Below are 26,935 nucleotides of genomic sequence, written 5' to 3'. Positions count from 1 at the left end.
TCACGACGAGGACGTTGCCGCCGCTGCCGGCAGGCGGACAATGAAGCGCGCACCGAGTCGCGGACGGTCGCATTCGGCAACCTGCCCGCTCTGTTCACCCGCAGGCGTTTCCGCGAAGCGATTTTCCGCCCAGATGCGCCCGCGATGCGCCTCCACGATCTGGCGCGAAATGGACAGGCCGAGGCCGGAATTCTGGCCGAAGCCCTGCTCCGGCCGGTCGGTGTAGAAGCGCTCGAAGATGCGTTCCAGGGCATGGGGTGGAATGCCGGGCCCGTCGTCCTCCACGACAATCTCGACCTCCTGCGGCAGTCGCTGCAACGCAACGCGGATCTCGGCATCCGGCGGGGAAAAGGATGCGGCGTTGTCGATAAGGTTGCGCACGACCTGCCCGAGGCGGCCGTCGTTGCCGACGACAAAGAAGGCGCTGTTTCCGAGCGCGCTCTTGTTCACAGTCACCTTGATTGGCACCGATCCCGCCGGCTTCAGCTCGTTGGCGACGCTGGCGACGGTCTGCACGAGGCGCTCGAGGTCCACCGGCTCGGCCTCGGCGCGGGCGAGTTCCGCATCGAGGCGGGACGCGTCGGAAATGTCGCTGATCAGCCGGTCAAGACGCCGCACGTCCTGCTGGATGACCTCGAGCAGGCGGTTGCGTGCGTCGGCCCGCTTGGCGAGGGGGAGCGTTTCGACCGCGCTGCGCAGGGAGGTCAGCGGGTTCTTCAATTCATGCGCGACATCCGCCGCGAAGCTCTCGATGGCGTCGATGCGGTTATAGAGCGCGCGCGTCATATCGCGCAGGGCGCCGGAGAGATGGCCGATCTCGTCCGAGCGATCGGTGAAATCCGGGATCTCCTGGCGCGATTTGATGCCGCGCCGCACACGCTCGGCGGCATCGGCCAGTCGGCGCACGGGGCCGGCGATCGTGCCGGCGAGAAGCACCGAGAGGATCGTCATCACGCCCGCCGAAACCGCGAAGACGCGCAGGATGGCCCAGCGTTCCGCCGAGATGATGGCGTCGATGTCGCCGCCCTGCGTCGAGAGCAGCAACGCGCCGCGTACCGTGCGGAAGCGCTGGATGGGCACCGCCACGGAGACGATTGTCTGGCCACGGTTGTTGACGCGCACCACCGTTCCCGGCGTTCCGATGAGAGCCTGCTGCACCTCGGGCAGTGAGCGGCCATTGATAGGCGCGAGCTCGTCGATGAGGGGAGATGTCCCCCTGCCGAGCAGCTTCCAGAATCCCTGCCAAACCCGTTCGAGCAGTGGTGGCTTGTTTTCCACGAGGGGTGGCAGGTCGTAACGGAGAATATCGCCGCGCGAATAGAGCGAGCGGGAATCGAGAAGCAGCAGGCCGTCGCGATCGTAGATGCGCGCACGCGTGCGCGTCGGCGTCACCAGACGCCGCAGGACCGGAGCCACCCGCTCCGGATTGATGGAAAATTCCAGCGGCGACAGCTCGTCGTTCATGCCGAAGCTTTCCCCCGCCTGCAGTTGCAGGAGCTTGTCGGGATCGAGCGTCAGGGTGTCGGTCTCGACCGTGGCGGAGGCGGCAACCGCGGCGGCGATGATCTCGCCCTGGGTCAAAAGGCTCTGCACGCGCGCGTCGATGAGGCCGGCGCGGAACTGGTTGAGATACAGAAAGCCGAGAAGCAGGGCGACGAGCCCCGCCAGGTTGAGGACGACGATGCGCCTTGTCAGGCTGGAGGCGCTGCGCGAGGCAAGACCAGCCGCGCCGCGCCGGAGAGCCCGGGCAACCCCACTGAGGAAGCGCCGCGTTCCGCTGGGGTGCGGGCGCTCCAAACGATCAATCGGCTCGACCGCCATTGTCCTCGTCTAGACCTCTCCGGGGATCTGCCGGAGCTGCGATATCAGTCGTAGGGTCATACAGGCCTTGCGGCTCAATGTGGGTGGCGATCCGCCCCGGAGCAAATCCGAAACAGACGGACCAGCCCCAGGATCAATCGACGTTCAAGGAATGCCAACGCCGGTGTCCCGGACGCCGCGGGCACAGCCCCGCAAACCGCATCGGTCCTTGATCCCGGGCTTGAGCTCACGCTCGGGATGACCGGCGCGTGTCGTCACGGGCTTTCGGTCAGTCCTCATGCCTCCTTGAAGCGGTAGCCGACACCGTAAAGCGTCTCGATCATGTCGAAGTTGTCGTCCACCGCCTTGAATTTCTTGCGCAGCCGCTTGATGTGGCTGTCGATGGTGCGGTCATCGACATAGACCTGATCGTCATAGGCGGCGTCCATCAGGGCGTTGCGGCTCTTGACCACGCCCGGGCGCTGGGCGAGCGCCTGCAGGATGAGGAACTCCGTCACCGTCAGGGTCACGGGGTCATTGTGCCAGGTGCAGGTGTGACGCTCGGGATCCATCTTCAGCAGGCCCCGCTCCAGGGCCTTGGCGTCATTTTCACGCGGCGCGCTCTGGTCACGGGGGCTGACACGCCGGAGCACGGCCTTGACGCGCTCGACGAGCAGACGCTGTGAGAACGGCTTCCGGATGAAATCGTCGGCGCCCATCTTGAGGCCGAACAATTCGTCGATCTCCTCGTCCTTGGACGTCAGGAAGATCACCGGCAGGTCAGTCTTCTGGCGCAGGCGGCGCAGGAGCTCCATGCCGTCCATGCGCGGCATCTTGATGTCGAGGATCGCGAGGTCTGGCGGATTGGTCTTCAGACCATCGAGCGCAGAGGCGCCGTCAGTATAGGTCTGAATGCGATAGCCTTCCGCCTCCAATGCAATGGAGACCGAAGTGAGGATGTTTCGATCGTCGTCGACGAGGGCGATGGTCGGCATGCGTCTCGCTCATCATTCCGTTTTGCTCGGCCAAACAGCCGCGAATGCGGCCGCGGAGGCGTCACATTACATGTCACCTCGCGTCCTACGGCGGCCGAAATAAGGCAGCGCGGTCGGCCATCTTAGCCTGATCGGCGCCATCACACCATCACGCATGCCGAAAAGCTGAACGCACCCCCTGCAATCCGCATGTTTGGAAGCTGGTGGGCTGCTGCGCGCGCATCGTCCGAGTGAAGATAAGTCTACGAATATTTCCGTTTGGCACAAGACCCGCTTCTGCCTCCCTCACTTGTCGAGAACGCAATTGTGGTGGCGTGGACCGGTCTGTAGCGAGGGAGCGAACAGCAAGCGGAGGGTAGATGCGAGACGACACGACAACTGGCGCGCGCGACGCAAGCGCGATCACACCACGCGATGTCCAGGTGGATTTGCCACAGTCGACGCGCGATCCGCGGAGGATGCGCGTCCACCTGCGCGCACCCGTTGTCGCGGCTCTGGCAACGCGTGACCCGGGCGGGCACCCCTTCGCCACATTGACCAATATCGCGACGGACCAGGACGGCTCTCCCTTGCTCCTAACCTCGCAACTCACGCTGCACGGGCGCAACATGAGGGCGGACGGGCGCATATCCCTGTCGCTTCAGCCGCTTGCCGGAACACTTCGGTCTGAGGACGGCCAGCCGATTGCCCATGGCTGGGCCGACGCGCCTTCGGCCTCCTTGTTTACACGGCCACGGCTCACAGTGTCCGGCCAGGTGGAGATCGTCGATGCGCCGCTGGTCAGGCAACGCTTCCTGGCACGTCATCGCAAGACTGCCGCGTTCATGCGGATGCCCGATTTCAGCCTGTGGCGTCTCACGGTCACCGCCGCCCACTTCGGAACAGGCGTGCCCGTCGCGGACCTCATTCTCGATTGCGGTGGCGCGCAGGCTCTGGCGGCCTCGGAAGCGGAGCTTCTCAAGATCTTGAATGCCGACCATGAGGCTGACATGGCGTGCGTCGCGACAGTTCTGGCGGGCGCTCCCGAGGGGCGATGGCGCGCGACGGGGGTCGACCCCGACGGGCTCGACCTCATCACGTCGAAAGCGACCGCCCGGATCTCCTTTCCACACAGGGTCGAGGCGCCGGAAGCAGTGGTTCCGCTTCTCGCCATGCTAGCCTGTTCGGGCGCCAAAGGCCGTGATCAAGCGTTACAAACGCGGGAAATTGTCAATTAATTGCAGCAAATCCACTTGCAAAGCCGACGCTCCTGGCGAAAAACCCAGTGAAGCAGTCGGCGGTCCGGCGAGGGTGCGGCCGGACAGTGCATTCAGCGGGGATGGTGTGATCCCGCAGCGTGATCTTGGGAGATACGATATGTCCGAACCAGACCGCCACCTACCACCTACCGGGGACGCCGGTGCGCGGACCGCCATGAAGGCTGCCGCTGCAAGCGCTGCCTCCTTCGACCAGATCGGTGCGGCCAAGACGCTGCTGCGGAGCACGCGTTACGGCGCGCTTGGCTCGCTCGACGCCGAGAACGCGCCCTATACCTCGCTCGTCAATGTCGGGACGGATGTCGATGGCGCGCCGGTCATCCTGATTTCGCGTCTCGCCCTCCACACCAAGAACATCCTGCGCGATTCCCGCGTCTCGCTGATGTTGTCGCATGTGGGTGGTGGCGATCCCTCCGCCCATCCGCGCATCAGCATCAAGGGTCGCGCGTCGCTCACCACGGACGAAAACGCGCGCCGTCGCTTCCTGGCTAGGCACCCCGGATCTGCGGGCTACTCGACCTTCGCCGATTTCGGCTTTTACCGCATCGAGCCGGAAAGCGCACATCTCGTCGCCGGCTTCGGGCGCATCTACAGCCTGCAGGCCGCGGAGTTCATGACGGATCTCACCGGCGCCGAGGCCATCGTCGCTGGCGAGGCAGGCGCCGTCGCTCACATGAACGAGGACCACGCGGACGCGCTGGAACTCTACGCGGTGAAGCTTCTGGGCCAGGAGCCCGGCGCGTGGCAGGCCACGGGCATCGATCCCGATGGTCTCGATCTGATGCTTGGAGACAAGACGGCACGCCTGCCCTTCCCGAAACCGGCGGAAGGGGCGGGCCTCTCCCTGCGCGGCGTCCTCAAGGATCTGGCGCAGGAAGCCCGGCGAGTCGCCTGATACATAAACCAGTATCGAAGCGCCCGTCCTGATGCGATCAGGGCGGGCGTTGTCCATCTGTTGTCGGCTTGGCTTTTAGTCTAACGTCCAGATCCAAGTTGTCCTGGCGAGAGGGAGGGGGCTCTCGTCACCAGTATGAGAGGCATTGCAAAACGCGCATGGCAAGGGAGACAAACGTGGCGAACGCCGGACTGTTCAATGAAGCACATGGCGCCGAAACATTCGGCTTCCGCAAGCTCCAGGGTGTGAACTGGAACTTTCAGGCACCGCGCCTCTATGAGGAGTCTTTGAAGCGCGGTGAGGCGAAGATCGCCGCCGGCGGCGCCTTGACCGCCGACACAGGCGTCCATACCGGGCGCAGCCCGAAGGACAAGTTCGTCGTGAAGGACGAGGTCACCGCCGACGCTGTCTGGTGGGACAACAACGGCGCGATCACCCCCGCGCAGTTTGATGTGCTCCTCGAGGACTTCCTCAAGCATGCCGAGGGTAAGGAGCTTTTCGCTCAGGATCTCTTCGGCGGGGCTGATCCGGCCTATCGCGTCAAGACGCGCGTCTTCACAGAATATGCGTGGCACTCCCTCTTCATCCGCAACCTTCTCGTGCGGCCGGAACTCGGCGAGCTGCGCAATTTCGTGCCCGAACTTACCATCGTCGATCTGCCATCCTTCAAGGCCGATCCTGCTCGCCACGGCGTCAGGAGCGAGACGGTCATCGCCTGCGATTTCACGCGCAAGATCGTGCTCATCGGGGGTACGTCCTATGCGGGTGAGATGAAGAAGTCGGTCTTCACCTACTTCAACTACATCCTGCCGGCCGAGAACGTTATGCCGATGCATTGCTCGTCGAACGTCGGTTCGCGCGGCGATGTGGCGATTTTCTTCGGCCTCTCCGGCACGGGCAAGACAACATTGTCATCGGATCCGGAGCGCACGCTCATCGGCGATGACGAGCATGGCTGGAGCGAGCGCGGCGTCTTCAATTTCGAGGGCGGGTGCTATGCCAAGACCATCCGCCTGTCACGCGAGGCCGAGCCGGACATCTATGCGGCGACCGAGCGCTTCGGGTCGGTTCTCGAAAATGTGGTGCTCGATCCTTTCACGAGCGAGCCGGACTTCGACGACGATTCGAAGACCGAGAATACGCGTTGCGCCTATCCGCTGGACTTCATCGCCAATGCGAGCCCGACGGGCCGTGCCGGCATTCCGAAGAATGTCGTGATGCTGACCTGCGACGCTTTCGGCGTCCTGCCGCCGATCGCCAAGCTCACGCCGGCGCAGGCGATGTATCACTTCCTGTCCGGCTACACCGCGAAGGTAGCTGGCACCGAGAAGGGCGTGACCGAGCCGGAGGCCACATTCTCGACATGCTTCGGCTCGCCGTTCCTGCCCCGTCACCCCTCCGTCTACGGCAATCTGCTGCGCGACCTCATCGGCAAGCACGGCGTGGACTGCTGGCTGGTGAATACCGGCTGGACGGGCGGCAAATACGGAATCGGGCGGCGTATGCCGATCCGCGTCACCCGTCGCCTCCTGACGGCGGCGCTTGACGGCTCTCTCAATCGCGCCGATTTCCGGCAGGATCCGTATTTCGGTTTCGCGGTGCCAACTTCGGTGCCGGGCGTCGAGCCGCATATCCTGTACCCGGTCAAGACCTGGGCCAACAAGGCGGATTTCGCGGAGACGGCGAAGACGCTGATCAAGATGTTCCAGAAGAACTTCGGCAAGTTCGAGAGCCACGTCGACGCCGACGTGCGCCAGGCGGGACCGCAAAGCTCGCTGGCGGCCTGACGAGACCACGTCACATGCGAGCGGACAGCGAAGGCCGGGGAAACCCCGGCCTTTTTGCTGCGTGATCAGACAGAGCGGGTTGCGCCGCCGTCCACACGCATCTTGGTGCCCGTCACGTAGGACGCCTGCTTGCTGGCGAGGAAGGCGACCACATCGGCGAATTCCTGCGGATCACCGAGACGGCCGGCTGGGATAGTCGCGATGGAGCTCTTCGCGACCTCCTCGATGCTCTTGCCGCTCTGCTTGGCATTGGCCGAATCGAGCTCTGCGATGCGCTCGGTCGCGATCCGGCCGGGCAGCACGACATTGACGGTCACACCATTGGCCGCCACTTCGCTCGATAAGGTCTTCGACCAGCCGATCAAGGCTGAACGAATGCCGTTCGAGAGCGCAAGCCGCGGGATAGGCTGCTCCACGCCGGAGGAAGCCACCGTGATGACCCGGCCCCAACCCTGTTCCTGCATATGAGGCAGGAGAAGCTGCGTCAGATGGATAAGGTTCGCGGCCATGGCCTCGAACTGCTTCAGCCAGGTCTCGCGAGGCGCTTCCTGCGCGGTGGCGGGTGGCGGTCCTCCGGAATTGTTGACGAGAATATCGACGCCACCTTTTGCCGCCATGGCGGTGGCGAGCGCTTCCACGGATGCAACATCGAAGAGATCGATCGCGGCCGGCGTAACGCGGGCGCGGACGTCGGCGGGAAGAGCCTCCGTCCAGCTCGTGATCTTGTCGAGGTTGCGTGAGGCGGCGACGACATCAGCGCCTTCCACCGCCAGCGTCCGGGCAATGGCGGCGCCAAGGCCACGGCTTGCGCCCAGCACCAGGGCGCGTTTTCCCGACAATCCTAGATCCATCGTTTCATCTCCATCTCATCGCGACCCATGTTTAACACGGTCTTAGGCCCATTGGCGCAGGATGGGAATGCCGCTCCTTCGAGAGCTCCGACAATGGGGATGGGGAGGAGCCCACGGGCTTGTGGATGACGAAGCTGGATATGTGGAGGAAACACGTTTCGCAATGTCCAGCGCGTGATTTGCATTTCGGTGCGGTGAAGTATCGGATTTTATAGATATTAATGAGAAATAAGAACACAAAATACACGTAATTTATTTTCAGAAAGTGCGCGAACTGGCCAATGGCTGGTAGTTCGTTAAAAGTAATGGCAACTATTATTGTGCGGTCGATAGCTATGTCTTTGTCGTCCTATTTTGGGGCAGGGGCTGCCCATGGTGTTATTGCTTCTCGTTTGCGGTCCGGTATCGGTACCCTCTGGCAACATGTTCCGTCAAACGTCCGCCAGACGGTGCGGCTCCGAATGGTCGGCACGCCAAAGCGCAGTGGAGCACGTCCGTCGGCGCCGGAAGGCTCGGTCTATATTGCGGGGGTTCTGGAGGGAGCTTCTCAGGCTGGATGGTCGGCCCGGCTCATGCAGACGCTCGCCGCGGAAGCGGGGCTGCCTGTCGGGAAGATCGATATCGCCCATGCTTTTCGAACGGTCAGGGGGCGACGTGAGAAAACCCGAGCGACGGGCACGGGAACCCTTTTTGTCCATCTGGGACCGGATCAGCTCGCCTACGGGCTGTCCTATCTCGAGGGCGAGGTGCTCGCGGATAAATTCGTCATCGGCTATTGCCCATGGGATCTGGAGCAGTTGCCGCCCGAAACGGCGGCGCAGCTCTCCCTGCTCGACGAAGTCTGGGTGCCGAGTCATTTCACGCGGCGTGCTTTTCAGACGGCCGGCGTTCGCCGCCCAATCCGCGTCATTCCCTATATTCTGGAAGTGCCTCCCGCCGTTCATGCGGATCGAAAGCGCTTCGGGCTCGATGAGGACAGCTTCATCGTCGCCGTCGTTGCCAATCTCCAGTCCGGATTCGCCCGCAAGAACCCGCTGGCGGCCATCTCGGCCTTCCAGCGGGCCTTCTCCCGTCATGAGCAGGTCACGCTTGCCTTGAAGATCAACAAGACGGATATGGCCTCGCCCGGCTACGCCAAGCTGCGCAAGATCGCGGGGCAGGATCCGAGGATCAAGCTGATCAGCCGCGATCTCCTCGACGATGACATGTGGCGCTTTCTCGCCAGCGCCGACGTCGTGCTGTCGCTGCACCGCGCGGAGAGCTTTGGGTTGACACTCGCGCAAGGCATGCTTCTTGGTCGCCCGACGGTTGCCACGGCTTGGTCGGGAAACCTCGATTTCATGCCGCAGAGCGCCAGCTGCCTTGTGCCCAGCCGCCTGGTGCCCGTGGAGGGGGCTGATAAGCTGGAGGGCTGCCCGGGGCAGGTCTGGGCTTCGCCGGACGTTCCGGCCGCGGCGGACATTCTGCGCCGTCTCTATGGCGATCCCAATTTGCGTCTTATCCTGGGGGAAGCGGGACGCCAGGCGGCGCGGCGCTTCATGCAGCATCACCGCTTGCGTCTCGTCGGGGAGTTGCGCAGCTGGGCTCATCCGCAACGTATATCGTCCGTCGCGATCGCCGGCATGGCCGCCGACCATGCCACAAACCTGGGAGGCCGGTGCGAGGATCGTCGTGCGGTGTGAAGGCGAGCGGGCCACGTGGCGCGTAATGCGCGTGGCCCGATCGCCTGTTCGATGGAGCCTGCTCAGACGGCGGGTGCTGCCGGGGGTGCCGTCACGGGCTGGGCGGCCAAGGCTTCGCGCAGGGCCTGCTCCTTGGTGTGATCGAGTGAGGTCTTTAGAACGGTGCCACCGGTGCCGCGCAGCTCTTCCAGCACCTTGTCGCCGGTGACGTTCTGCACGAGCACGAACAGGGCGGCGTTGCCCGGCTGAAGGGTCTCGCTGAGTTCCTTCATGAACTTATCATTGATGCCGTAGTCGGTCAGAGCGCCGCCAAGAGCGCCCGAGGCCGCGCCGATGGCGGCGCCGACGAGCGGCATCAGGAAGATGGCGCCGATCAGGAGACCCCAGATGCTGCCGGATGCCGCGCCGACAGCCGTCGTGTTCATGAGCTGGTTAAGCTTCACGTGGCCGCTTTCGTTCTTGGTGGCGATAACGGCGTCGCCGATCTGGATCAGATACTCCTTTTGCAGCTCGAAAAGGCGCTTCCGAACCTCTTCTGCCTTCTGTTCGGAGGGGTATACAACGACGACGAGATCGGACATGGGACACTCCACGGGATTGGCGTCTGGCAAGACGCGGGTGGAGCCTATCACCAAGCCGGAAGCGTCGCCAATGCCTCCCTTTGCTTGGACCTGAGGGTGATCAAGTACGCTCGACGGGACAATTGTTGCGAAATGCGGTGGCGCTCCGTGGAGGAACAAGCCGCGCAACACCTGGAGACGGAGATCCGGCGCTTGCAGGCGGGTTGGCATCATTCCAGCGGCCAGACCGATTCGCGGGGACAGCCGATGTCGTCTGCAACAATCCGCCGCTCCGTGCATTATCGAAGGGGAGAGGGTGCGATCCTGAGCTGATCGGCACGTTTATCGGTATGCGCGCGTCGTGTGGCGTCAACGATGGATGGGCTCAGAATGCTCCACAACCGATAGGTAGGGCAGTTCTCGTTGATAGATAAACCGAAAATTCAGCGAGATGAGTGAACGTGTCTTCGCGTGGAGCGCTTGCGGTCAATCTGCGATAAGGACCGGATATCGTGGGAGAACTTCAATGAAGAATTTTATTATTATAGGGTTGCTTGCAATGGGCTTGGTTGCCTGTAACCCCAACGATCGCACCGATCGGACCATCGGTGGTGCCGCCATCGGTGCCGGCGCGGGCGCCCTGGTTGGAGGCCTGGCGACCGGCCGTGCGGGCGGTGCGCTCGCGGGTGCGGCCATCGGCGGTGTCGGCGGCGCCATTGTCGGGAACGCGACGACTCCCACCTGCCGTACCTATGTCTATCGCGGTCGTCGTTATCAGGAATGCTGAAGCAGCGCCCGTGTGAGTAAGCCGCCCGGCGCTTTCCAAATGGATCCGAAACGGCTCGACTTCCGGGAAAGACTTCCGGGAAAGACGTGCGCTGGTGATCCCGGCGCACGTCGCAAGAGCGGTTTGGGCGGCCAAGCTCGTCGTCGACGGCGCCGCGATGAGATTCGTGTGGGAAGCTGGCGCGACGAATGATCTCTATCACCAGTTGCGGCAAGTCACGCTGGGCTCGTGCCGATATCGCGCTGCGCACTATGGCCCGTGAGACGTAGTTCTACGCGGAGGCGATGACGAGCCGGATCGCGCAGCTCGCCGTCATAGACGCTCATCCCTGCCTGTCACTGGCTGAGCATGACAAGGCCTTGGCGAGGAACAGCAAGACTTTTCGATGTGCTTTCGACACAGCCATTCCAGAGCTCAACCTACCTAGCTCGCCTTTTTTGTCACCAGTGTCAGCGTGCCGTCGTTGCTCAAGCTCGCCACGATGACCTCAGCCGACGTGCGCCCTTTCGATGTCAAGGCGGATTTGATAGCCGGCGTGGCATCAATCGACGCGCGCAACTGCTGCAGCTCGGTGGGGCTCCGTTGCGCGGCCGCATTGTTGACTTCGGTGCGCGTGGCCTCGGGCAGCTCCTCGATGTCGAGGACCCGGACACTGCGGATAGGCGGCGCTTCCTGGGGGGCTTGTTGCGAGGTGGCTGGCGGCTGTGTGGCGGGCGGTTGAGTGGAGGGCGCTTGGGCGTAAGCGACCGGGGAGAGCGCCAGGGTGGTGCCTGCCGCGAGTGCTATGATGAGACGCATCGATTATTCCTGAATAGGAAGTTTCGGATGACGTTCGTTGATATATTCACAATGAGGGGCGAATATGTCGGTCAGGTGATCATTCACTGACCGTAGGATGTCTATTCCGTGTGGCGCTTCCAGATTCGCCATGCGTATGGCGTGAATTGACGCTGGATATTCCAAAAAATCTACCTGGCGTGAGCATTTTGGTCCGCGAATCCGACCGTCGATTTTAACATTCAACGAATATTATATTTTATTACTCAAAGGCGTTTATTTTTTGACCTTATTTCTTTGCGGAAGCCTGCAATGCAGCCGCGTCTGCACTATTCGCGTCGCTCAGATTTATCCATCTATGTATTGAAGAACTGGGGTAGAAAAAATCAACCTCGATCAGATACGAGCCTCGGCAAAAAGTCATCGCTTCGCGGTGATCTCAGCAAATTTTGCCGAGTGATATTGAAATATAGTGGAGTGCGTCTATGGCTAATGTTCTTGAGAAAGCTGGTGCGGCAGCTATAAGAGGTAGCGCAGGTTTGAGGGATTGGCGTTACAAGGAAATAAGACATGGTGACGACGGCTACAATCTCTACCAGGACCGGATGACAAAGAAATACTGGGTTGGAACCGATGACAATCCCCGGCAGGTCTGGTTGAATGATCAGCACAAGTTCAACGAGGCTTGGTCGAGTTCCAGCTTCAAGCAATTCACGCCCTCCTACGTTCCACCCGCCGACGAGCAGTCGATATACGGGGTTCGCACTGTGCGGGATGTCGGCTTGGCAGAGCTGGCGGAGCATGACTCCGGCTTTCGCGGGTCGGATGTGCCGATAGAGGATATACGTGTTACGGGCGTCGACCCCAATGCCGAAATTGAGGCTTTGGTGATGGCCGGATTCTGACATGCGCCTGGATTTGCCGTTCGAACGCGACATCCTCAGGGTGGCGCTTCCCGGCGCCGCCTCATCGCTTGTCGCCACTATCGATCGTGGTCTACGGATCGCCTCATTCTGACGCCTTGCCCCTTGCCTGGGGCGAGCCAATGAAGTCGCAACCAACAGTTGCCTGGCATCGTGTCCTTTGCTCTAAGAGCGGACATGACAACGATCGCCGTTCCGGGACTACTGTCCTTCACTATCGCCATCTTGGTGTACTTTACCGGAGCGGGGCTCAATCGGGTGGTTGAGCCGCTGCGACGCTGGAATATTCCAGAGGCGGTCACCGGCGGCCTCATAGCCGCGGTCGTGACGCTCGCGGCCTACCATCTCTTCGATACCGCGGTTACCTTCGATCTCGAGGCGCGCGACATGCTGCTCCTCTATTTCTTCACGGGGATCGGGCTGAACGCCCGCCTGTCGGACCTCATGGCGGGCGGGCGTCGACTCGCCATCCTGCTGGCGATCACCATCGTTTTTCTCGTCCTGCAGAACATCATCGCGGTCGGCAGCGTCGCCCTGCTTGGCCTGCCGGACGGGCTCGCGGCGTTTCTGGGCTCGGCCTCCCTGATCGGTGGCCATGGCACGACGATCGCCTGGGCGCCGATCATCGAGCAGCGTTTCGGGATACCCCAGGCGCTGGAGGTCGGCATTGCCAGCGCCACGCTCGGCCTTGTCATCGCGAGCCTGGTGGGCGGCCCCGTCGCGCGCCTGCTCATAGCGCGCTATGGCCTGAGCGGTCCCCTCGAGAAGGCCCCTATCGTTGGCCTGCCGGATGACCCTGACGGGCACGTGCGGAATGACGTGAGCGCTGTGAGCCTGCTGCGGACTATCCTGGTGCTCAACATCGCCATTCTGATCGGCTTCACCGTGGATGAGCTGTTGGAAGAACTCGGCATCAATCTTCCGCTCTTCGTCGCCTGCCTGATGGTCGCGATCGTCATGACCAACACCATCCCTTACGTCTTCCGCGGGCTGCTCTGGCCTACGCGGACAAAGGCGTTGTCGCTCGTCTCCGACCTGTCGCTGAGCGTCTTCCTCGCCATGTCGCTGATGAGCATGCAGCTATGGACGCTCGGTGATCTCGGCCCGGCCCTGCTTCTCGTGCTCGGCGTGCAGACCGTTGCGGCGGTAGCCTACATCCTGTTCGTGGTCTTCCCCGCCATGGGCCGCGACTACGACGCGGCCGTGGTTTCGGCCGGGTTCAGCGGTATTTCCCTCGGCGCGACACCCACCGCCATCGCCAATATGACCGCGGTGACGAAGGTGCATGGCGCGGCCCCCATCGCCTTCATCATCCTGCCGCTCGTCTCCGCCTTCTTCATCGACATCGCCAATGCGGTGGCCATCGGCTTCATGGTGCGCTGACGCCCGCGTGGCAACCGGTCGAGAGGCACCCGGCATGGGCATTGCGGGGGCGCCATGGCGTATTTTGGCATTGCCAGCGATCGACACGCCATCCGCCCGCCTACCGAATTCAGGATCGAAGCGCGTCAGAGGAACACAAAAATCCGAAATAACCGCGGCTAGGCCCAGAAGTCCTTGATCTTCGGCGCCTCGATCTTGGCGCGCTCATAACCTGCCTTGATCGCGGGAGCGATCTGGCCGGGATCGAGCAGGTTCACGCCCGGTGGCGTGCCGGCGATGATCAGCATCGCTTTGGTGCCGGTCGCCTCCAGCGTCGCTATTTCCTTATGGATATCGTGAGGAATGCCGGTGAGCAGGCTGCCCTCATAGCCATTGGTCAGGGTGATGATGAGCGCGCGCTTCGAGCCGGCAACCAGATCGGTGTGCGCCCAGGTCTTGGAGATGCCGCCATCCATGCAATAGCGCTGCCCCAGCAGCGTCGGTCCCATAACCCCAGGCAGCGAGGAACTGGCGGCGGCGGCATGGGCGAGCGGAATGCCATTCTTGCGGGCCACATCCTGATGCACCACCAGACGTTCGCCGGTGTAGCAATCATTGGCGGTGGTGAACATCTTGGCGACCGGCCAGTCGGTGCGGCTGTCTCCCGTCAGAAGCCACGCTAACCGCTCGACGGCCCCGCCATTGACGTGGTTGTCCGCCGCCAGCGCCGCATGGCCGATGGCGCGGATCGAAGCGGCATCACCGCTGGTGACCTTGAAGTTGATCTCTTGCGCGCGCTTCTGGCTGGCATTGGGGGCGGAGAGCGGCGCGAGCTTGGCGAACAGGCTTGGAAACTGCCCGAAGAACTCGATCTCGCTGCGCATTCGCAGGAAATGCCCGGACGTGAGCGAAGAGCCGGCATAGGAACCGGCCGAGGTGCCCACCACCATCTCGGCGAGGGCCGCCGGATCGACGCCGAGTTCGAGCAGGCCGTGGAAGAAACCACAATACCATGCGACGTAGTATTCACCGCCGCCACCGAGCACCAGCGTGCGGTCGAGCCCGGCAGCGAATCGCGAGGGCACCGGCTTGTCGGGGACCGGGACGGCGAGGCCGTCGGAGGCGAACAGACTGTCGCTGACCTGCGTGGTCATCGCTTCCAGCGGTGTTGGTGTCTGGGCAAGAACCGGCGAGATCGCCGCCGCACCGACGGAGACAGGCACTAACGCGGATGCTTTGAGGAAATTCCGGCGTTTCATGATGGTTAACTCCGGTGAGGAGCTGGGGAAGCTGATACCCGTTTTGATCCGCGGCCTTATCCCAGGGCGTTACGATGTGTCCGGCATACCCAGGAACCAACCTGCTACGTGCCAAGTCCCGTCCTTACTTTACCAGTGTACCAACGAGGCGTTGGAAAGCTAAAGCCTGCTTGGAGAAGCAGGATGGGTGTTTCTGCGAGTTACGTTAACGCCCATGGCCGCAACGGTGAACGTGCGGTAGGTATCGCCCACACGAACGGTGAGTTTTTGGTTCTTCAACGTCTCGATGAGCTCAGCGGAAACGCGGCCACGGAAATACAACACGCCGGTGTCCGGGTGCTTCCAGGGCTGCGACATCGCGATGACCATGTGTGCCTCTCCTGTGTACCAGGGCGAGAGACAGAAACCCTTACGTGCCTTGAAGTTCTTGCTGCGCAAGGCGTTCAAGAGATCATGGTGCCCAGGAAAGGACTGGCTATCAGCCAGGTAAACTCATTTAAAAACAGCTAGTTACGTTACGCCCCATTCGTTCTCTGTAGCACTCTGTTGTAGTTACGTCCATTCGTAGCTACTGTTCGTGGTGGCGAGGAGCTGAACGATTGCCACTCCTCCGTGTCGCGACGGAGGACATCAGGCGTCAGAGAAGTCCTGTCCCGAAATGAACTCAAGGAACGCCTCGCCAAGTCCTGTTAAGCCCGACCGCATCCCAACATTGGTGTTGCCCATGTTGATGCTGACTAAACCTTCGTCTCGAAGTTGGCTAAAAACTTGGGAGAGTAGTCCTGCCTCGCTTAGTTCTGGGAATGTAGCCGCAAGCGCACGCTGTAGGTTCCCGTCCTCCCGCTTTCCTTGAAAATTCATGGTGACCTCTGCCATCGTTCCATAGCTGTCGGGTGAATGCAGCGCTCGAAGCATCATTATGTGGGACACGGAAAATCGGTCCAGATAATGCATAAACTGGCCGCGAAATAATTCGCTAGGACCGGCGCCAAGTCCTACATTCAGCACGGCATTTCGAAGAGCCGCTAGCTTCTCCTCGTGGTGGGTCTTCATGGCTATCGTCGTAGCTTCGTAGACTGCGCTAACAAACTCTGGTTTGCCCGCGAGAAGATGCGGATCGAAGCTCTCCGATTGCTCCCGAAGCCGTGCCACTTCGGCTGCAAGTGATCTAAACCAATCCGTACGCCGCTTCTCGAGTGGAGAACCAATGGCAACGTCCATCAGCTCTTGGAGGAACGTACCGGCGAATGGGACTACCCCAACCGTGGCGCGAGCTGTCCTATATGCCACTTCATCGGCGACTTCCGTCGGGTGTTGCGGTAGCGTGTCCTTGTCACACATAAGCTTCCCCTTCCCCCTTAGGCGAGGCCAAGCTTAATGCGTAGCCCTCCTGGCTCATAGGCCTTACCCTAATCGCAGCACCGTCTCCGACTCATCAAACGGCGCGCTCTGGCCATCACCACCTGCACCCGCTATTCATTTCCGTCTCTGTCTGGCTAGGCAGGGCCGCAGATATTGAGCTTTGCATGAGTCGCCTTTGTCGAGCACCCGGTTGCTCCTCGCAGACCACCTCCCGATACAGCCCATATTGCACCACCCATCGCGCACGGTTGCGGCGTCATGGCGCGGTCGATCAGGAGGCAGTCACCAAGGCCCAGCTCGCGCCTTATCTCAGGCAGGTCGTGAGGCGGGTGGAGAAGAACAAGAGCAGCCCCCTATGGGCGCAGCTTGAGGAACGCTGGGAGGCCCTCCAAAGTCACGCGCGGGGTGTTCTAGCCGCCTATCAGCGGGGACAGCCTATGGTCCGGTATGAGCGGATCGCGGCCCATGCCATCGTCACCCTCGGGGAACCCCTGGAGCCGCGCGAGGTGATCCATACGGTGCTCGCGATGTTCATGATGCAGCAGGACCAGCCTCACCGGTTCCCCAGCGATGCAGGCTTCAGGATGCAACTGGTGCGGCGTGTGCGGGGACTGGCCGAGGTCAATGCGGGCGAGTGGTACGATCACAAGACCGGTAAGACAAAGCGGGTTTACAAGGACCTCGCACCGAAAGCGGCTGTGATCATCGGGCAGTGGCTGGCTGAGGCATTCGGGGGCGCTGGCATCCATCTCGCGAAGCTGGAAGAGCGGGACAGGCAGAAGCAGCAGGATGAAGTGAACGCCTTGCATGAGGCGCTGAAGGGACTGGAATGAGAAAGAAGAGGTCGGGCGTTGATGACGAGGGAGCAGGCGGCATCTTCAGCTCACGGAAGCACCCAAGCGCAACGACGTTCAAGTGGGAGCGGCTCAGGAAGGACCTTGCTGGGGCCGAACGGGAGCAGCCGCTGGGACCCTACAGCGTGCCGCTCGGGGATATCCGACGCGACCCCGTGTTTCAGATCAGGGATGGCCTTGACTCGCGCAACCTGACGCGGCTGGCAGGAGTCCTGCGATCGGGCACACGGTTGGACCCAATTGTAATTGCGGCACTTGAAGCCCACGAGGAACATGGCGGCTTTGAGACCTCGCTTGCCATCATCGATGGCCATCACCGGTATAATGTCCATCAGATGGATGGTAGGCAGGAAATTGAGGCCTACGTTATCAGGACGACGCGGCGGCAGGCCAGATGGTTGGCGGCCGAAGCTAATCTCAGGCACGGGCAGCCCCTTAAAGCGCGAGGCCTGCGTGACGTACTGAAGGCCTACATCCACGCGCGCAGGCACATCAACGCGAATGGTTCGCTCAAGAGCTATCGCGACATCGCGGAGGTTCTAGGCGCCCCAAAGTCTAGTGTCTTTCGCTGGATACGGGAGGACCATCGTGCCGTCGCCGAGCGGATGGCGAATGAGGATGCGCCCAAACCCGAAGGTGGCCTACAGGCCCTGAAGCGTCGCAAGGACGCCCTTGCGGGAGCCCGAGAGAACTTATCGAGCCTCTTCCTGGCGTTCGATGAGGCAACCAGTTGGGCCGATCGGGATGAGCTCGTTGGGCTTCTAGCCAGCGCGTTGAAGGAGCTTCAGGCGCGCCATGAAGAGGAAGACGAACTCAGCGCTCGCTGGGGGCAGGTCGATGACGCGTCAATGGACGGCCAAGATTTCTAGCTCTGCTGTCCCATTGGGACACTTAGAGGCAACAGCGCGGGTTGTTAGTCTTTGTAAGATAAAGAAAAATTCCGCTCAATCAGCGAGAGAATTACTCTCAGCCGATCGTTAAGAGCTGTGTGGTCGCTCCAGCGGAGAAGCATCGCCGGAGATGACCTCTAAGGCTGGTGAGCCAGTATGCCGAACAAACTCGCCACCATTTTGTCCATGACCATCCGGGTGGACTTTTCGGGAGACGATGCTGGGACGAAATCTCGCTTCTCTTAACCTTGGAGAAGCTGGCCTTGGGTGGTGAGATCTGAAGTTAGCTGTGAGTGCGGCAGTGTCGAGGCGAGCTGATTTCGTCCTCGGAGACACCCTCAGATTAACTGATAGCGTTAAGCGATGGGCAAGTGTGGACTTATCAGCCCAGCGATGAGCCGCTTCGGCCTTAGCTCCGCTAGCTGGAACCGCCGCTAGATGAGGACAGCTTGGGTAAGACCTCTATCAACTTAGTCGCGGAATAGTTGTCTTGGCCGCCTGATGCACGAGTGTAGCCGGTGTCCTGAGGGCTGAAGATGCAGGCTGCTGCATGCGTCAGAACGACATCGCGTCGGTCTTCGCCGCTGGCGGCATCCGTGAGTGATTTGAAGGTCAGCAAGGCATTCTGACGGTGTCGGTTCACGATGCCGTTGTGCTTGTGCGAAAGGAAGTTCCTGGCACACAGCGCCACCATATAGGCGATCACGCCAAATATCAGCAACTTGCTCAACCCAACCTGTACAGCTTCATATGTCGTTGTTGGGGTGATCCACGGGATTTTGTGAAGAAATACGCTGACAGCAGCGAACCCGCCTAGACCAATCGCGGTACGGACCGTGTAGGTCCGCCATTTGTCCGCCGAGGTCTCGTGCTTTTCGGCTTCATCCTTGAAATAGATGGCTTGCTGCGACACGCCCTGTTCGGCGGCAGCCTGCCTAACTTCGTTGAGGATACGCTGAACTTCCTCGCGATCCTTAGCGAATTGCTCCATGACTAAACCGGCCTGATCCGTCGCAGACTGTACGGCAGCCCGAGCTGCGCGCTCCAGTGCACCAAAGTCGCGCTGGCGACTGGTGAGGTACCCTACTAACGGATGAACAATGTTAAAAATATCATCGTATAACCTTTTGAGCGACTCGATGTACTGCTGTCGGAGAGCAGCCGGGTTCCCATCAGTTTCGGTAGAGAACTGCAATATGCTTTGTAGCGTGCTGTAAAAGCTATTTGCCAGATCGCGGATTTGCTGAAGTGATCCAGTGGGGAGGTCTTTCAGGTGCTCGATTGGGAGTTGCTGGAAAAGTCCGATGATCCGCTTAGCGGGTTCTACGGCGGCGTCGAATGATAGGCTTGAACCGAGAACGTCGCGTCGAGGCAACTGCTCTGCATCGAATTGTTGAACTCTCTCAAGTGATTTGCTCGCTTCGACAAGCATTTCGGCAGCCATCATTTCCCCCCCCCGACCGTCCACCTTCTGCTATGCTCTAACAACTCGCACTCACGGTAAAGGGCACTCTTCCTCACGGCCCGCTTGAGCCCCGAGTCGGACATCCAAAATTTCCCCGGAAAAAGTTTGACACAGGATCGATCAGTTGCCTGCTTTGAGGTTCCCCCAGTGGGGGCCTCGGTAGGTCCTTGTCCTGCCAAAAGTGAAGGTAAATGACCGCACGCAGGTGTTTCCGCGCCGGTTCCACGTATGCCGGTGAAGATTTCGATCCGCTTTCCAATTGTCTGCTCACGAAGGAGTTCCTACGCATCGTCGATCTCGCAAAACTCGTCGTTCCGATAGGCCAAGCCCCAGTGAGTCGTTCCAAGGCATGAGCTTTGCCGTTCCGTATAAATAGTATTGACTTTCGGAACGGTCGGCCTCACGTTGTCTAAGACTTCATTGGAACGGATGGCGGGTCATGCTGGTCGGGTACGCGAGAACAAGCACAGTCGAGCAGGAAGCGGGCCTGGAGGCCCAGGTCAGGGACTTGGAAGCCCTCGGGTGTGAGCAGGTCTTCAGGGAGCAGACAAGCTCAGTAGGCTCCAGGAAGGGCCTTGAAGAGGCCATCGCGTACTGTCGCAAGGGCGATACCTTCGTGGTCACCAAGCTGGACCGGCTGGCCCGTTCGGTTCCCCACATGTGGGAGATCGTCCGTGCCCTTCAGGCGAAGGACGTTGCCATCCGCATCCTCAATCTCGGCATCGATACGACCACACCCACGGGCAAGCTCATGCTCAGCGTCCTTGGGGGTGTTGCGGAGTTCGAGCGCGAAATGATGCTGGAGCGGCAACGCGAAGGCATCGCCAAGGCGAAGGCCGATGGCAAGTACAAGGGCCGGAAGCCGACCGCGAGGGCCAAGGCTGAGGAGATCAAGGCCCTATCGGCTCAAGGGGTCAGCCTGTCGGAGATCGCGAGGCGCCTCGAGATCGGCAAGGCGTCAGTTCACAGGGTGTTGACTGGAGCAGGCACCGCGTCTTGAGGGGCACTGCGGGTGATGTCTTGCCGAGGAAATTTCGCCATCGACTTCGCGACCATTACGTAATGAGTCATGCCATATCGGGCGCTGCTCTTTCCTGAACTCCACCCTTGAATGAACTCGTTATCGTCCATCGACAGCTCGGCCAGTCGCCATTGAGCACGAAAGCGGTGACGCCAGCCGTGGTTGGGGGCCACCCTAGGGTCCGTTACGATGCTGCGCGCCAGCTCGGCAAGCCTGTTCTTCAAGCCTTGAAGTGGCCCCAACACGTCCCCCTCGGCAGATGGCGTGAGGAACAAGTGGCCGGGTGATGCCGAAGTCACAAACTCGGGAAATCCCTTCTCGATCAGATGGAGGTGTACGGTAACCCATCGAGGCTTGTCGGTCTTCACGGTTCCCGCCTCCGGGGTGATGTGGATGATCCACATACCGTCTACCAGCTTTATGTCTTGCTTCCGAAGCTGAGCAACTTCGCCTACCCGAGCGCCAGTGTACGCCATGAGCCAAGGCAGCCATCGTTTGCCCGCAGCGGTTTTCGGATGCTCATTGCCCGGAGTATACAGGTCCGCAGCCTTCAGAAGGGCGGCAGCTTCCTCATCCGTGAAGCCGGGGTCACGCTGGAGATTGCGTACTCGGGCGCGCTTGATGGAAATGCCGGTTGCCGGGTTCGAGGGCACCCGGTGGTTGATCACAGCCCAGCCGAACAGGGACTTCAGCGCCACAAGATCGCTATCCATGACGGTCTTGGGTAAAACCGGCTTGTTGGTCCTCGGGTTGATCGACGCCAAGCGGTGATCCTTGAATGCCACCACGTCCGCAGGAGCCACATGGGTTGCGTCGTCGTGCCCGAGGAAGGTGATGAAATACTTCACCGTACGCGCGTAGCTGTCATACGTGCTGGGTTTCGTCCCCGTGGCTTGGGCTTCCTTCCACCAGTCGGCCAGCAGCGATGTGATTGTTTCCCCATTCTTCGGCTTCGAGGATGCGCGTTCTGGTCTTGAATGACTGGCAGCCGCAGGCTCAGGCATCAGCGGCGTTTCGATAGGTTCGCCCTGATCGCGCTCCCGGCGGGCCTTCTCGGCGTTGATAGCTGCGCTCTGAAGGGCTCGGGCGATGAATTTACGGCTTGGGGAGTTGGGAGCGAGGCGGATGCCGAACTGCGGCCAGGACATGACCTCATCCACTTCCCCAGCATAAAAGGGATCGATGGTGCCGCGAGCCCATTGTGCTCGGTTGTGGGCGTCCAGCCATTCGCGATCCGCCTGCCGCGCGTCGAAGGTCGGCCGTTTGAAGCCATCTCGGGCTATGAGATCGTTCGCCGCTTCAGGGTCGTCAGGCCGTTCAAGGGGAAGCCGAGGCTCATCACTGAAGCCATCGAGCCGCACCTCCTCGTCTTCTTCGAGGAGAGCGGCGTAATAGACTTTCCCAGCGCGCGCGATCGTCTCGTTGTCCACTTCGTCCAGCATGGGGCCGGACAGGAGAGCTTGTCGCCTGCGGTGCTCCTGCCACTCACGCTCAACGGTAACAGCCATCTCCGCGTGGCGCGTTCGGGCCACGGCGGCGTCCTTGGTGTCTAGCGTCTTGTTGATCTCGGTCTTGCCGATGATACCGCGCAAGTCCTGCGGGACCGCCTTTCGGAACCAATAGACGCCAGTCTTCCGATGCTTGAAGGGACGTGCCATCGTCAGAGCCAATTGTATCACCCGTTTGTAGCACTCGGGCGACGTAACTCTCTGATCTATCAGAATTTACCGATCCATCAATCGCTTAGCGGATCAATGGTGCCCAGGAAAGGACTCGAACCTTCACGCCTTGCGGCACAGGTACCTGAAACCTGCGTGTCTACCAATTCCACCACCTGGGCAGGTGGCCTCCCCATCGGGGTCGGCAGGCGCTCTTTAGAGGGTCGCCGCATCACCTGTCAACGGCATTCGTCATGCCGCGGTCATATCCGGCCTGATGGTATGGGAAAACATCGGGCGTCAAAGGGGCGGCTATCCCCTGGCTGCCACGCCACAGCTTCACGCGCACCGGAAAGGCTTTTGCATTCGCGGTCTCGCCGGACGTTGTGGAGAGGGGCGGCGCGCGGCATCCCCGGCCTGATGCGCCTCGGTGGGCTCGATTCGTATCGTATCGGCGCGGCGCGAAGATCAGAGCGCTTGACGGGCTCATTGACCGTATCGCCTTGAGAGCGGCTGACATCTCCGTTGGCCTAGGGGGGCGTGTAATCCGCAACCCGGCCCTGACGGGCCGAAAATGCTGCAGCGACGCAATGGCGCGTGCAATTTGATTGATTCTTCACCGCTGCATGGTTCCCTCGTGCGGTAAAGCGCTCTATGGAACACGTGTCGAGATCAATTCCAAACAGGCGGAGGCTTTCGATGACAGCGGGAGTAGTGGGGACGTCCTCACAGCTCATCACCGTCTTCGGCGGATCGGGCTTCATCGGTCGTCACGTGGTGCGGGCGTTGGCCCAGCGCGGCTATCGCATCCGCGTCGCGGTGCGGCGTCCGGACCTGGCCGGCTTCCTGCAGCCGCTCGGCCGCGTCGGACAGATCCACGCGGTGCAGGCAAACCTGCGCTATAAGCAATCCGTTCAGGCTGCGGCGCGTGGTTCGGACGTGGTGATCAATCTTGTCGGCGTGCTCAAGGAAGCCGGCCGGCAGAATTTCGCGGCGGTTCACAGCTTCGGTGCCCGCGCGGTGGCCGAGGCGGCCGAGGCAGCCGGTGCCCGCCTCGTCCATGTCTCGGCGCTGGGCGCCGACGCGCAGTCTGAATCGCTCTACGCGCGCACCAAGGCAGCCGGAGAGGCCGCCGCCTTCAGCCATGTCCCCAAGGCGACGATCCTCCGTCCGTCCGTGGTGTTCGGCCCGGAGGACGGGTTCTTCAACCGCTTCGCGGCGCTCGGCAGCCGCCTGCCGGTCGTGCCGATCACCGGTGGCGCCACACGTTTCCAGCCCGTCTATGTCATGGACGTCGCCGAAGCCATTGCCCGTGTCGTCGACGGCGCCGTCGCGGAGGGCCATGTCTACGAGCTCGGCGGGCCTGAGGTGAAGACACTCCGCGAAATCGTCGATTATACACTCGGCGTCATCGGCCGTCGCCGGCTGGTGGTGGATCTGCCGAAGGCCGGTGCATCGCTCATGGCGGGTGTCGTCGAATTCGCCGACAAGCTCACCTTCGGCATCTTGCCCGACTATCTCGTGCTCACGCGGGATCAGGTCGCGCTGCTCGGCCATGACAATGTCGTGTCGACGACGGCCATCGATACCGGCCGCACGCTCGGTGACATCGGCGTCACGGCGACACCGTACGAGGCGATCGTCCCGGGCTATCTCTGGCGCTATCGCCGTTCCGGCCAGTTCGCCGACATCCGCACCATCTGATCACGCCGCATAAGCTTCAGGTCCGCCTGCTGCGGACTTGAAGCCCGCCCGTAAACCGGCCGGAAAACTATCCGCCCTGGATGGCATCGCCTGATGCGGTCCAGGGCGGATTTGTTTCAGCGCGGCGCGCCTTCGGGCACGCGGCCCCGCGCCGCCAAGCCTTTGTGGACGTGCACCATGAGGGCGACGCCGAACAGCGGCGTGAACAGATTGACGATGGGAATGGCCACCATCACCGCGAGCAGGAAACCCGCGATGAGGACGGTGCCGCGATTGGCAACGCGCATGGCAGCCGCCTCCGGCATTGGCCGGAAGCGGCCGGCGGCGAGTTCGAAATACTCCCGTCCGAGCAGGTAGCCGTTGGCCAGGAAAAAGGCCACGACATTCACCACCGGCACGAAAAACAGGATGAGCGCCACGCCGTTCACCAGAACGGCGAGCCCGGCAAAACGCAGGCCGTAGAGCAGCGAGCGGGCCAAGGACAGGGGCTGTCCCGGTGGATCGGCAGGGTAATGGCGTTCCTCCACCAGCGCCGCCGCATCGTCGAGGAAATAGCCGGCGACGACAGCCGTTACGGGCGCGATGATATAGGCAAGCCCGATGAAGATGCCGACGCCCGCGAAGAAGAAGGCCAGGCTGTCGATGAGCGGATAGTTTGAGAGGATGTCGCTGCCGTCCATGAAATGGGCGATCACCCGCGTCAGCGCGAACCAGACGATCGCGAGCAGTAGGATCGTCAGTCCCAATGAGCGCCACAGCAGGCGGCGGAAGCCCGGCGACAGAAGCTGCGAGGCCGCCTTGATCGCAGCCTGAATTATGAGGGAAATGGACGCGAACAGGGACAAGGCGATCACAACATGCTGGGCAGGATGCGGTTTGGCGGCTTGTGCCCGTCAAGGAACGCGCGGATGTTGACCATGACCTTGTCACCCATGTCGATGCGCCCCTCAAGGGTGGCCGAGCCCATATGCGGCAGCAGCACCACCTTGTTGGCCTTGGCGAGCCGCAGCAGCCGGGGATTGACAGCCGGATGATGCTGGAAGACATCGAGGCCCGCGCCGCTGAGCTCATCGGCTTCGAGCATGGCGATGAGGGCGGTTTCGTCGATGATTTCGCCACGCGCCGTGTTGATGATGACCGCGTCAGGCTTCATCAGCTTCAGGCGGCGCGCCGACAGAAGATGGTAGGTTGCCGGCGTATGCGGGCAATGGATGGAGACGATGTCCATCCGCGCCAGCATACGGTCGAGGCTCGACCAGTAGGTCGCGTCGAGTGCTGTTTCGTTGTCCGTCGGTAGCCGCCGGCGGTTGTGATAATGGATCGAAAGCCCGAAGGCGCGGGCGCGGGCGGCCAGCGCCTGGCCGATCCTCCCCATGCCGACGATGCCGAGGCGCTTGCCGGTGATGCGCCGCCCGAGCATCCAGGTCGGAGACCAACCCGCCCAGGGCTCCTCGTTGGGAATGATTCGCGAGCCCTCAGGCAGGCGGCGGACCACAGCGAGCATGAGAGCGATGGTCATGTCGGCCGTGTCTGCGGTGAGAACGCCCGGCGTGTTCGTGACCGTTATTCCGCGCGCTGTCGCGGCCTCGACATCGATGTTGTCGACGCCATTGCCGAAATTGGCGATGAGGCGCAGTTGCTCGCCGGCTTCGGCGATGACGCCCGCATCGATCCGGTCCGTGATCGTTGGCACCAGCACGTCGGCGCTCTTCATGGCGGCGATGAGGTCAGCCCGCGAGAAGGGCTGATCGGTACGGTTGAGCTGGACTGAGAAGAGCTCGCTCATGCGCGCTTCGACCGGTTCCGGCAGGCGACGTGTAACGACGACGAGAGGCTGTGGCTTGCTCATCTTCTTGATCTCGGCCTCAGAGCACGTTCAACTTAGGCTGAATCATCGGATGCAATCCAAGTTGGTGAATCTGCTCGTCTCTTCCAAGTGGAGCAAGTCCGCGACAGATGGACGTGCTCCTGCGGAACGGTAACCAGGTCGCAAGAGAGCGAAGCCGGAGCCGGCCGTCAAGTCGCGGTTTCACCGCCTGGCCCTCCCGCTGATTGCATGCAGGGCGGTTCTGTGGAAATTGAACGGGCTTGTCAGTTTGGGCGATAATGCGTCGCAGGCCCATTAGGCCGCCGTTAACGCGTAGCGCACAGATTGGCAGGGCTCATGCATTTGCCGCATGTCCCCGCCCCTCCCGATGTCGCGTGCACTGAATTCAGACTGAGAAGACGATGCTGATCAAATCCTCGAACGTGATGCGCCTCGCCTGCCTTCTGACGGTTGCCGCGGTTCCGATCATTGCCCTTCTCAGCCATGGGACCCAGGATGCCCGGGCCGCCAGCAGCGCGCCGGCCGAAAAGCCGACCGCCGGCGTATCGGACAATGCCAAAACGCAGAACTTGGCCAAAACGCAGAACTTGGCCAAAACGCAGAACTTGGCCAAGACGGAGAACTTGGCCAAGACGGAGAACGTGCAGGTGGCCGCGGCGCCCGCGCAGCCCGCAACGCCTGTCGGCACGGTCAGCGGCCTGCCTGTTCCTCGCTACGTCAGCTTGAAGTCTGACCGGGTCAATCTGCGGGAAGGCCCTTCCAAGGACCATCGTGTCACCTGGGTCTTCCAGCGCGCGGGATTGCCGGTGGAAGTGACGGCCGAGTTCGAGACATGGCGTCGCATTCGTGATTCGGAGGGTGCGGAGGGATGGGTCCTGCATAGCCTCTTGTCCGGCAGGCGGACCGCGCTCGTCGCGCCCTGGGAAAAGGGCCAGACCTTTGACATGCGCGACCAGACCGACGCGAAATCGGCGGTCACCGCCCGGCTCCAGGCTGGCGTCATCGCCAATGTGCGCTCCTGCGACGGCACATGGTGCAGCGTCATGGTGCGTGACGTTGGCGGCTATATGAAGCAGGATCGCCTTTGGGGCGTTTATCCGCACGAACAGGTCAAGTGACTGCAAGCGGCCGCGTCGGACTGGCTACGGTCGCACGCCATAATTGGCGCGTCGCGAAAGCAATAGCGCTCCCGATTTTCCGGAGATCTGAACTTGTTGCC

Annotated in this window: 24 protein-coding genes and 1 tRNA gene; 12 read left to right on the top strand and 13 right to left on the bottom strand. The window is 61.6% G+C overall.

Annotated elements, in window-relative coordinates; genetic code table 11:
* Both KIO74_RS15210 and KIO74_RS15205 read right to left on the bottom strand, forming a co-directional pair.
* Entirely contained in the window at positions 1-1,821 is a 1,821-nt protein-coding gene (locus KIO74_RS15210; RefSeq protein ID WP_213332678.1) for a sensor histidine kinase, read from the bottom strand.
* A 275-nt stretch (positions 1,822-2,096) separates the two neighbouring features.
* The gene (locus KIO74_RS15205) at positions 2,097-2,795 is read right to left on the bottom strand and encodes a response regulator transcription factor (RefSeq protein ID WP_213332677.1); all 699 of its coding nucleotides are present in this window, start codon (positions 2,793-2,795) and stop codon (positions 2,097-2,099) included.
* A gap of 359 nt (positions 2,796-3,154) precedes the next feature.
* On the opposite strand from KIO74_RS15205, the gene KIO74_RS15200 reads away from it, so the two are divergent.
* The 3 genes from KIO74_RS15200 (at position 3,155) to KIO74_RS15190 (ending at position 6,733) form a co-directional block, all read left to right on the top strand.
* Positions 3,155-4,012: a HugZ family pyridoxamine 5'-phosphate oxidase gene (locus KIO74_RS15200; RefSeq protein WP_213332676.1), complete on the top strand. Its 858-nt coding sequence runs from the start codon at positions 3,155-3,157 to the stop codon at positions 4,010-4,012.
* Between the two features lie 139 nt (positions 4,013-4,151).
* Positions 4,152-4,946: a HugZ family pyridoxamine 5'-phosphate oxidase gene (locus tag KIO74_RS15195; protein WP_249731004.1), complete on the top strand. Its 795-nt coding sequence runs from the start codon at positions 4,152-4,154 to the stop codon at positions 4,944-4,946.
* 158 nt (positions 4,947-5,104) lie between these two features.
* The gene (locus tag KIO74_RS15190) at positions 5,105-6,733 is read left to right on the top strand and encodes a phosphoenolpyruvate carboxykinase (protein WP_213332675.1); all 1,629 of its coding nucleotides are present in this window, start codon (positions 5,105-5,107) and stop codon (positions 6,731-6,733) included.
* A gap of 65 nt (positions 6,734-6,798) precedes the next feature.
* Here KIO74_RS15190 and KIO74_RS15185 read toward each other — a convergent pair whose 3' ends face one another.
* Positions 6,799-7,584: an SDR family oxidoreductase gene (locus tag KIO74_RS15185; RefSeq protein ID WP_213332674.1), complete on the bottom strand. Its 786-nt coding sequence runs from the start codon at positions 7,582-7,584 to the stop codon at positions 6,799-6,801.
* Positions 7,585-8,045: 461 nt separating this feature from the next.
* Between KIO74_RS15185 and KIO74_RS15180 the strand changes: the two genes are divergently transcribed.
* Complete coding sequence (locus KIO74_RS15180) at positions 8,046-9,266, top strand: glycosyltransferase family 4 protein (RefSeq protein ID WP_213332673.1); 1,221 nt, start codon at positions 8,046-8,048, stop codon at positions 9,264-9,266.
* Positions 9,267-9,328: 62 nt separating this feature from the next.
* On the opposite strand, the gene KIO74_RS15175 is transcribed toward KIO74_RS15180, so the two are convergent.
* Positions 9,329-9,847, bottom strand: a complete 519-nt coding sequence (locus KIO74_RS15175; RefSeq protein ID WP_213332672.1) for a DUF1269 domain-containing protein — start codon at positions 9,845-9,847, stop codon at positions 9,329-9,331.
* A gap of 505 nt (positions 9,848-10,352) precedes the next feature.
* Between KIO74_RS15175 and KIO74_RS15170 the strand changes: the two genes are divergently transcribed.
* Positions 10,353-10,613 (top strand): YMGG-like glycine zipper-containing protein, encoded by a 261-nt coding sequence (locus KIO74_RS15170; protein ID WP_213332671.1) that lies wholly within the window; start codon positions 10,353-10,355, stop codon positions 10,611-10,613.
* Between the two features lie 423 nt (positions 10,614-11,036).
* Here KIO74_RS15170 and KIO74_RS15165 read toward each other — a convergent pair whose 3' ends face one another.
* Entirely contained in the window at positions 11,037-11,411 is a 375-nt protein-coding gene (locus KIO74_RS15165; RefSeq protein WP_213332670.1) for a superantigen-like protein SSL4, read from the bottom strand.
* 464 nt (positions 11,412-11,875) lie between these two features.
* Between KIO74_RS15165 and KIO74_RS15160 the strand changes: the two genes are divergently transcribed.
* Together KIO74_RS15160 and gltS are read left to right on the top strand one after the other, a co-directional pair.
* Positions 11,876-12,295, top strand: coding sequence for a hypothetical protein (locus KIO74_RS15160; RefSeq protein WP_213332669.1), 420 nt, complete (start codon positions 11,876-11,878; stop codon positions 12,293-12,295).
* A 195-nt stretch (positions 12,296-12,490) separates the two neighbouring features.
* Complete coding sequence (gltS, locus tag KIO74_RS15155) at positions 12,491-13,696, top strand: sodium/glutamate symporter (protein ID WP_213332668.1); 1,206 nt, start codon at positions 12,491-12,493, stop codon at positions 13,694-13,696.
* A gap of 158 nt (positions 13,697-13,854) precedes the next feature.
* Here gltS and KIO74_RS15150 read toward each other — a convergent pair whose 3' ends face one another.
* The 3 genes from KIO74_RS15150 to KIO74_RS15140 form a co-directional block, all read right to left on the bottom strand.
* Entirely contained in the window at positions 13,855-14,934 is a 1,080-nt protein-coding gene (locus KIO74_RS15150; protein ID WP_213332667.1) for a patatin-like phospholipase family protein, read from the bottom strand.
* Between the two features lie 159 nt (positions 14,935-15,093).
* Positions 15,094-15,303 carry a hypothetical protein gene (locus KIO74_RS15145; protein WP_213332666.1) on the bottom strand — a complete coding sequence of 70 codons (210 nt, stop codon included), beginning with the start codon at positions 15,301-15,303 and terminating at the stop codon, positions 15,094-15,096.
* 261 nt (positions 15,304-15,564) lie between these two features.
* The gene (locus KIO74_RS15140) at positions 15,565-16,155 is read right to left on the bottom strand and encodes a hypothetical protein (RefSeq protein ID WP_213332665.1); all 591 of its coding nucleotides are present in this window, start codon (positions 16,153-16,155) and stop codon (positions 15,565-15,567) included.
* 305 nt (positions 16,156-16,460) lie between these two features.
* Between KIO74_RS15140 and KIO74_RS15135 the strand changes: the two genes are divergently transcribed.
* Positions 16,461-17,129 carry a hypothetical protein gene (locus tag KIO74_RS15135; RefSeq protein ID WP_213332664.1) on the top strand — a complete coding sequence of 223 codons (669 nt, stop codon included), beginning with the start codon at positions 16,461-16,463 and terminating at the stop codon, positions 17,127-17,129.
* Complete coding sequence (locus KIO74_RS15130; RefSeq protein WP_213332663.1) at positions 17,126-18,019, top strand: ParB N-terminal domain-containing protein; 894 nt, start codon at positions 17,126-17,128, stop codon at positions 18,017-18,019. Before KIO74_RS15135 ends, KIO74_RS15130 begins: the two co-directional genes overlap by 4 nt.
* 439 nt (positions 18,020-18,458) lie before the next feature.
* Here KIO74_RS15130 and KIO74_RS15125 read toward each other — a convergent pair whose 3' ends face one another.
* Complete coding sequence (locus tag KIO74_RS15125; RefSeq protein ID WP_213332662.1) at positions 18,459-19,487, bottom strand: DUF6161 domain-containing protein; 1,029 nt, start codon at positions 19,485-19,487, stop codon at positions 18,459-18,461.
* A 457-nt stretch (positions 19,488-19,944) separates the two neighbouring features.
* Between KIO74_RS15125 and KIO74_RS15120 the strand changes: the two genes are divergently transcribed.
* Complete coding sequence (locus tag KIO74_RS15120; RefSeq protein WP_213332661.1) at positions 19,945-20,505, top strand: recombinase family protein; 561 nt, start codon at positions 19,945-19,947, stop codon at positions 20,503-20,505.
* Here the strand turns inward: KIO74_RS15120 and KIO74_RS15115 are convergent.
* Positions 20,469-22,184 (bottom strand): DUF6538 domain-containing protein, encoded by a 1,716-nt coding sequence (locus tag KIO74_RS15115; RefSeq protein ID WP_213332660.1) that lies wholly within the window; start codon positions 22,182-22,184, stop codon positions 20,469-20,471. The two genes, KIO74_RS15120 and KIO74_RS15115, sit on opposite strands and share 37 nt — an antisense overlap.
* Before the next feature lie 97 nt (positions 22,185-22,281).
* Positions 22,282-22,366, bottom strand: a tRNA-Leu gene (locus KIO74_RS15110).
* A 517-nt stretch (positions 22,367-22,883) separates the two neighbouring features.
* Between KIO74_RS15110 and KIO74_RS15105 the strand changes: the two genes are divergently transcribed.
* Complete coding sequence (locus KIO74_RS15105; RefSeq protein WP_213332659.1) at positions 22,884-23,888, top strand: complex I NDUFA9 subunit family protein; 1,005 nt, start codon at positions 22,884-22,886, stop codon at positions 23,886-23,888.
* 116 nt (positions 23,889-24,004) lie between these two features.
* On the opposite strand, the gene KIO74_RS15100 is transcribed toward KIO74_RS15105, so the two are convergent.
* Entirely contained in the window at positions 24,005-24,742 is a 738-nt protein-coding gene (locus tag KIO74_RS15100; protein ID WP_291979718.1) for a sulfate transporter family protein, read from the bottom strand.
* On the bottom strand, positions 24,739-25,737 hold the full coding sequence (locus KIO74_RS15095) for a 2-hydroxyacid dehydrogenase (protein WP_213332658.1): 999 nt from the start codon (positions 25,735-25,737) through the stop codon (positions 24,739-24,741). The genes KIO74_RS15100 and KIO74_RS15095 overlap by 4 nt, the downstream gene beginning before the upstream one ends.
* A 602-nt stretch (positions 25,738-26,339) precedes the next feature.
* Here KIO74_RS15095 and KIO74_RS15090 point away from each other — a divergent pair.
* Positions 26,340-26,834, top strand: a complete 495-nt coding sequence (locus tag KIO74_RS15090) for an SH3 domain-containing protein (RefSeq protein ID WP_249731319.1) — start codon at positions 26,340-26,342, stop codon at positions 26,832-26,834.
* Positions 26,835-26,935: the final 101 nt, after the last annotated feature.

Source organism: Chelatococcus sp. HY11 (genome assembly GCF_018398335.1).
Taxonomy (GTDB): Bacteria; Pseudomonadota; Alphaproteobacteria; order Rhizobiales; family Beijerinckiaceae; genus Chelatococcus.
This window is presented reverse-complemented; position numbering and strand designations above follow the sequence as displayed.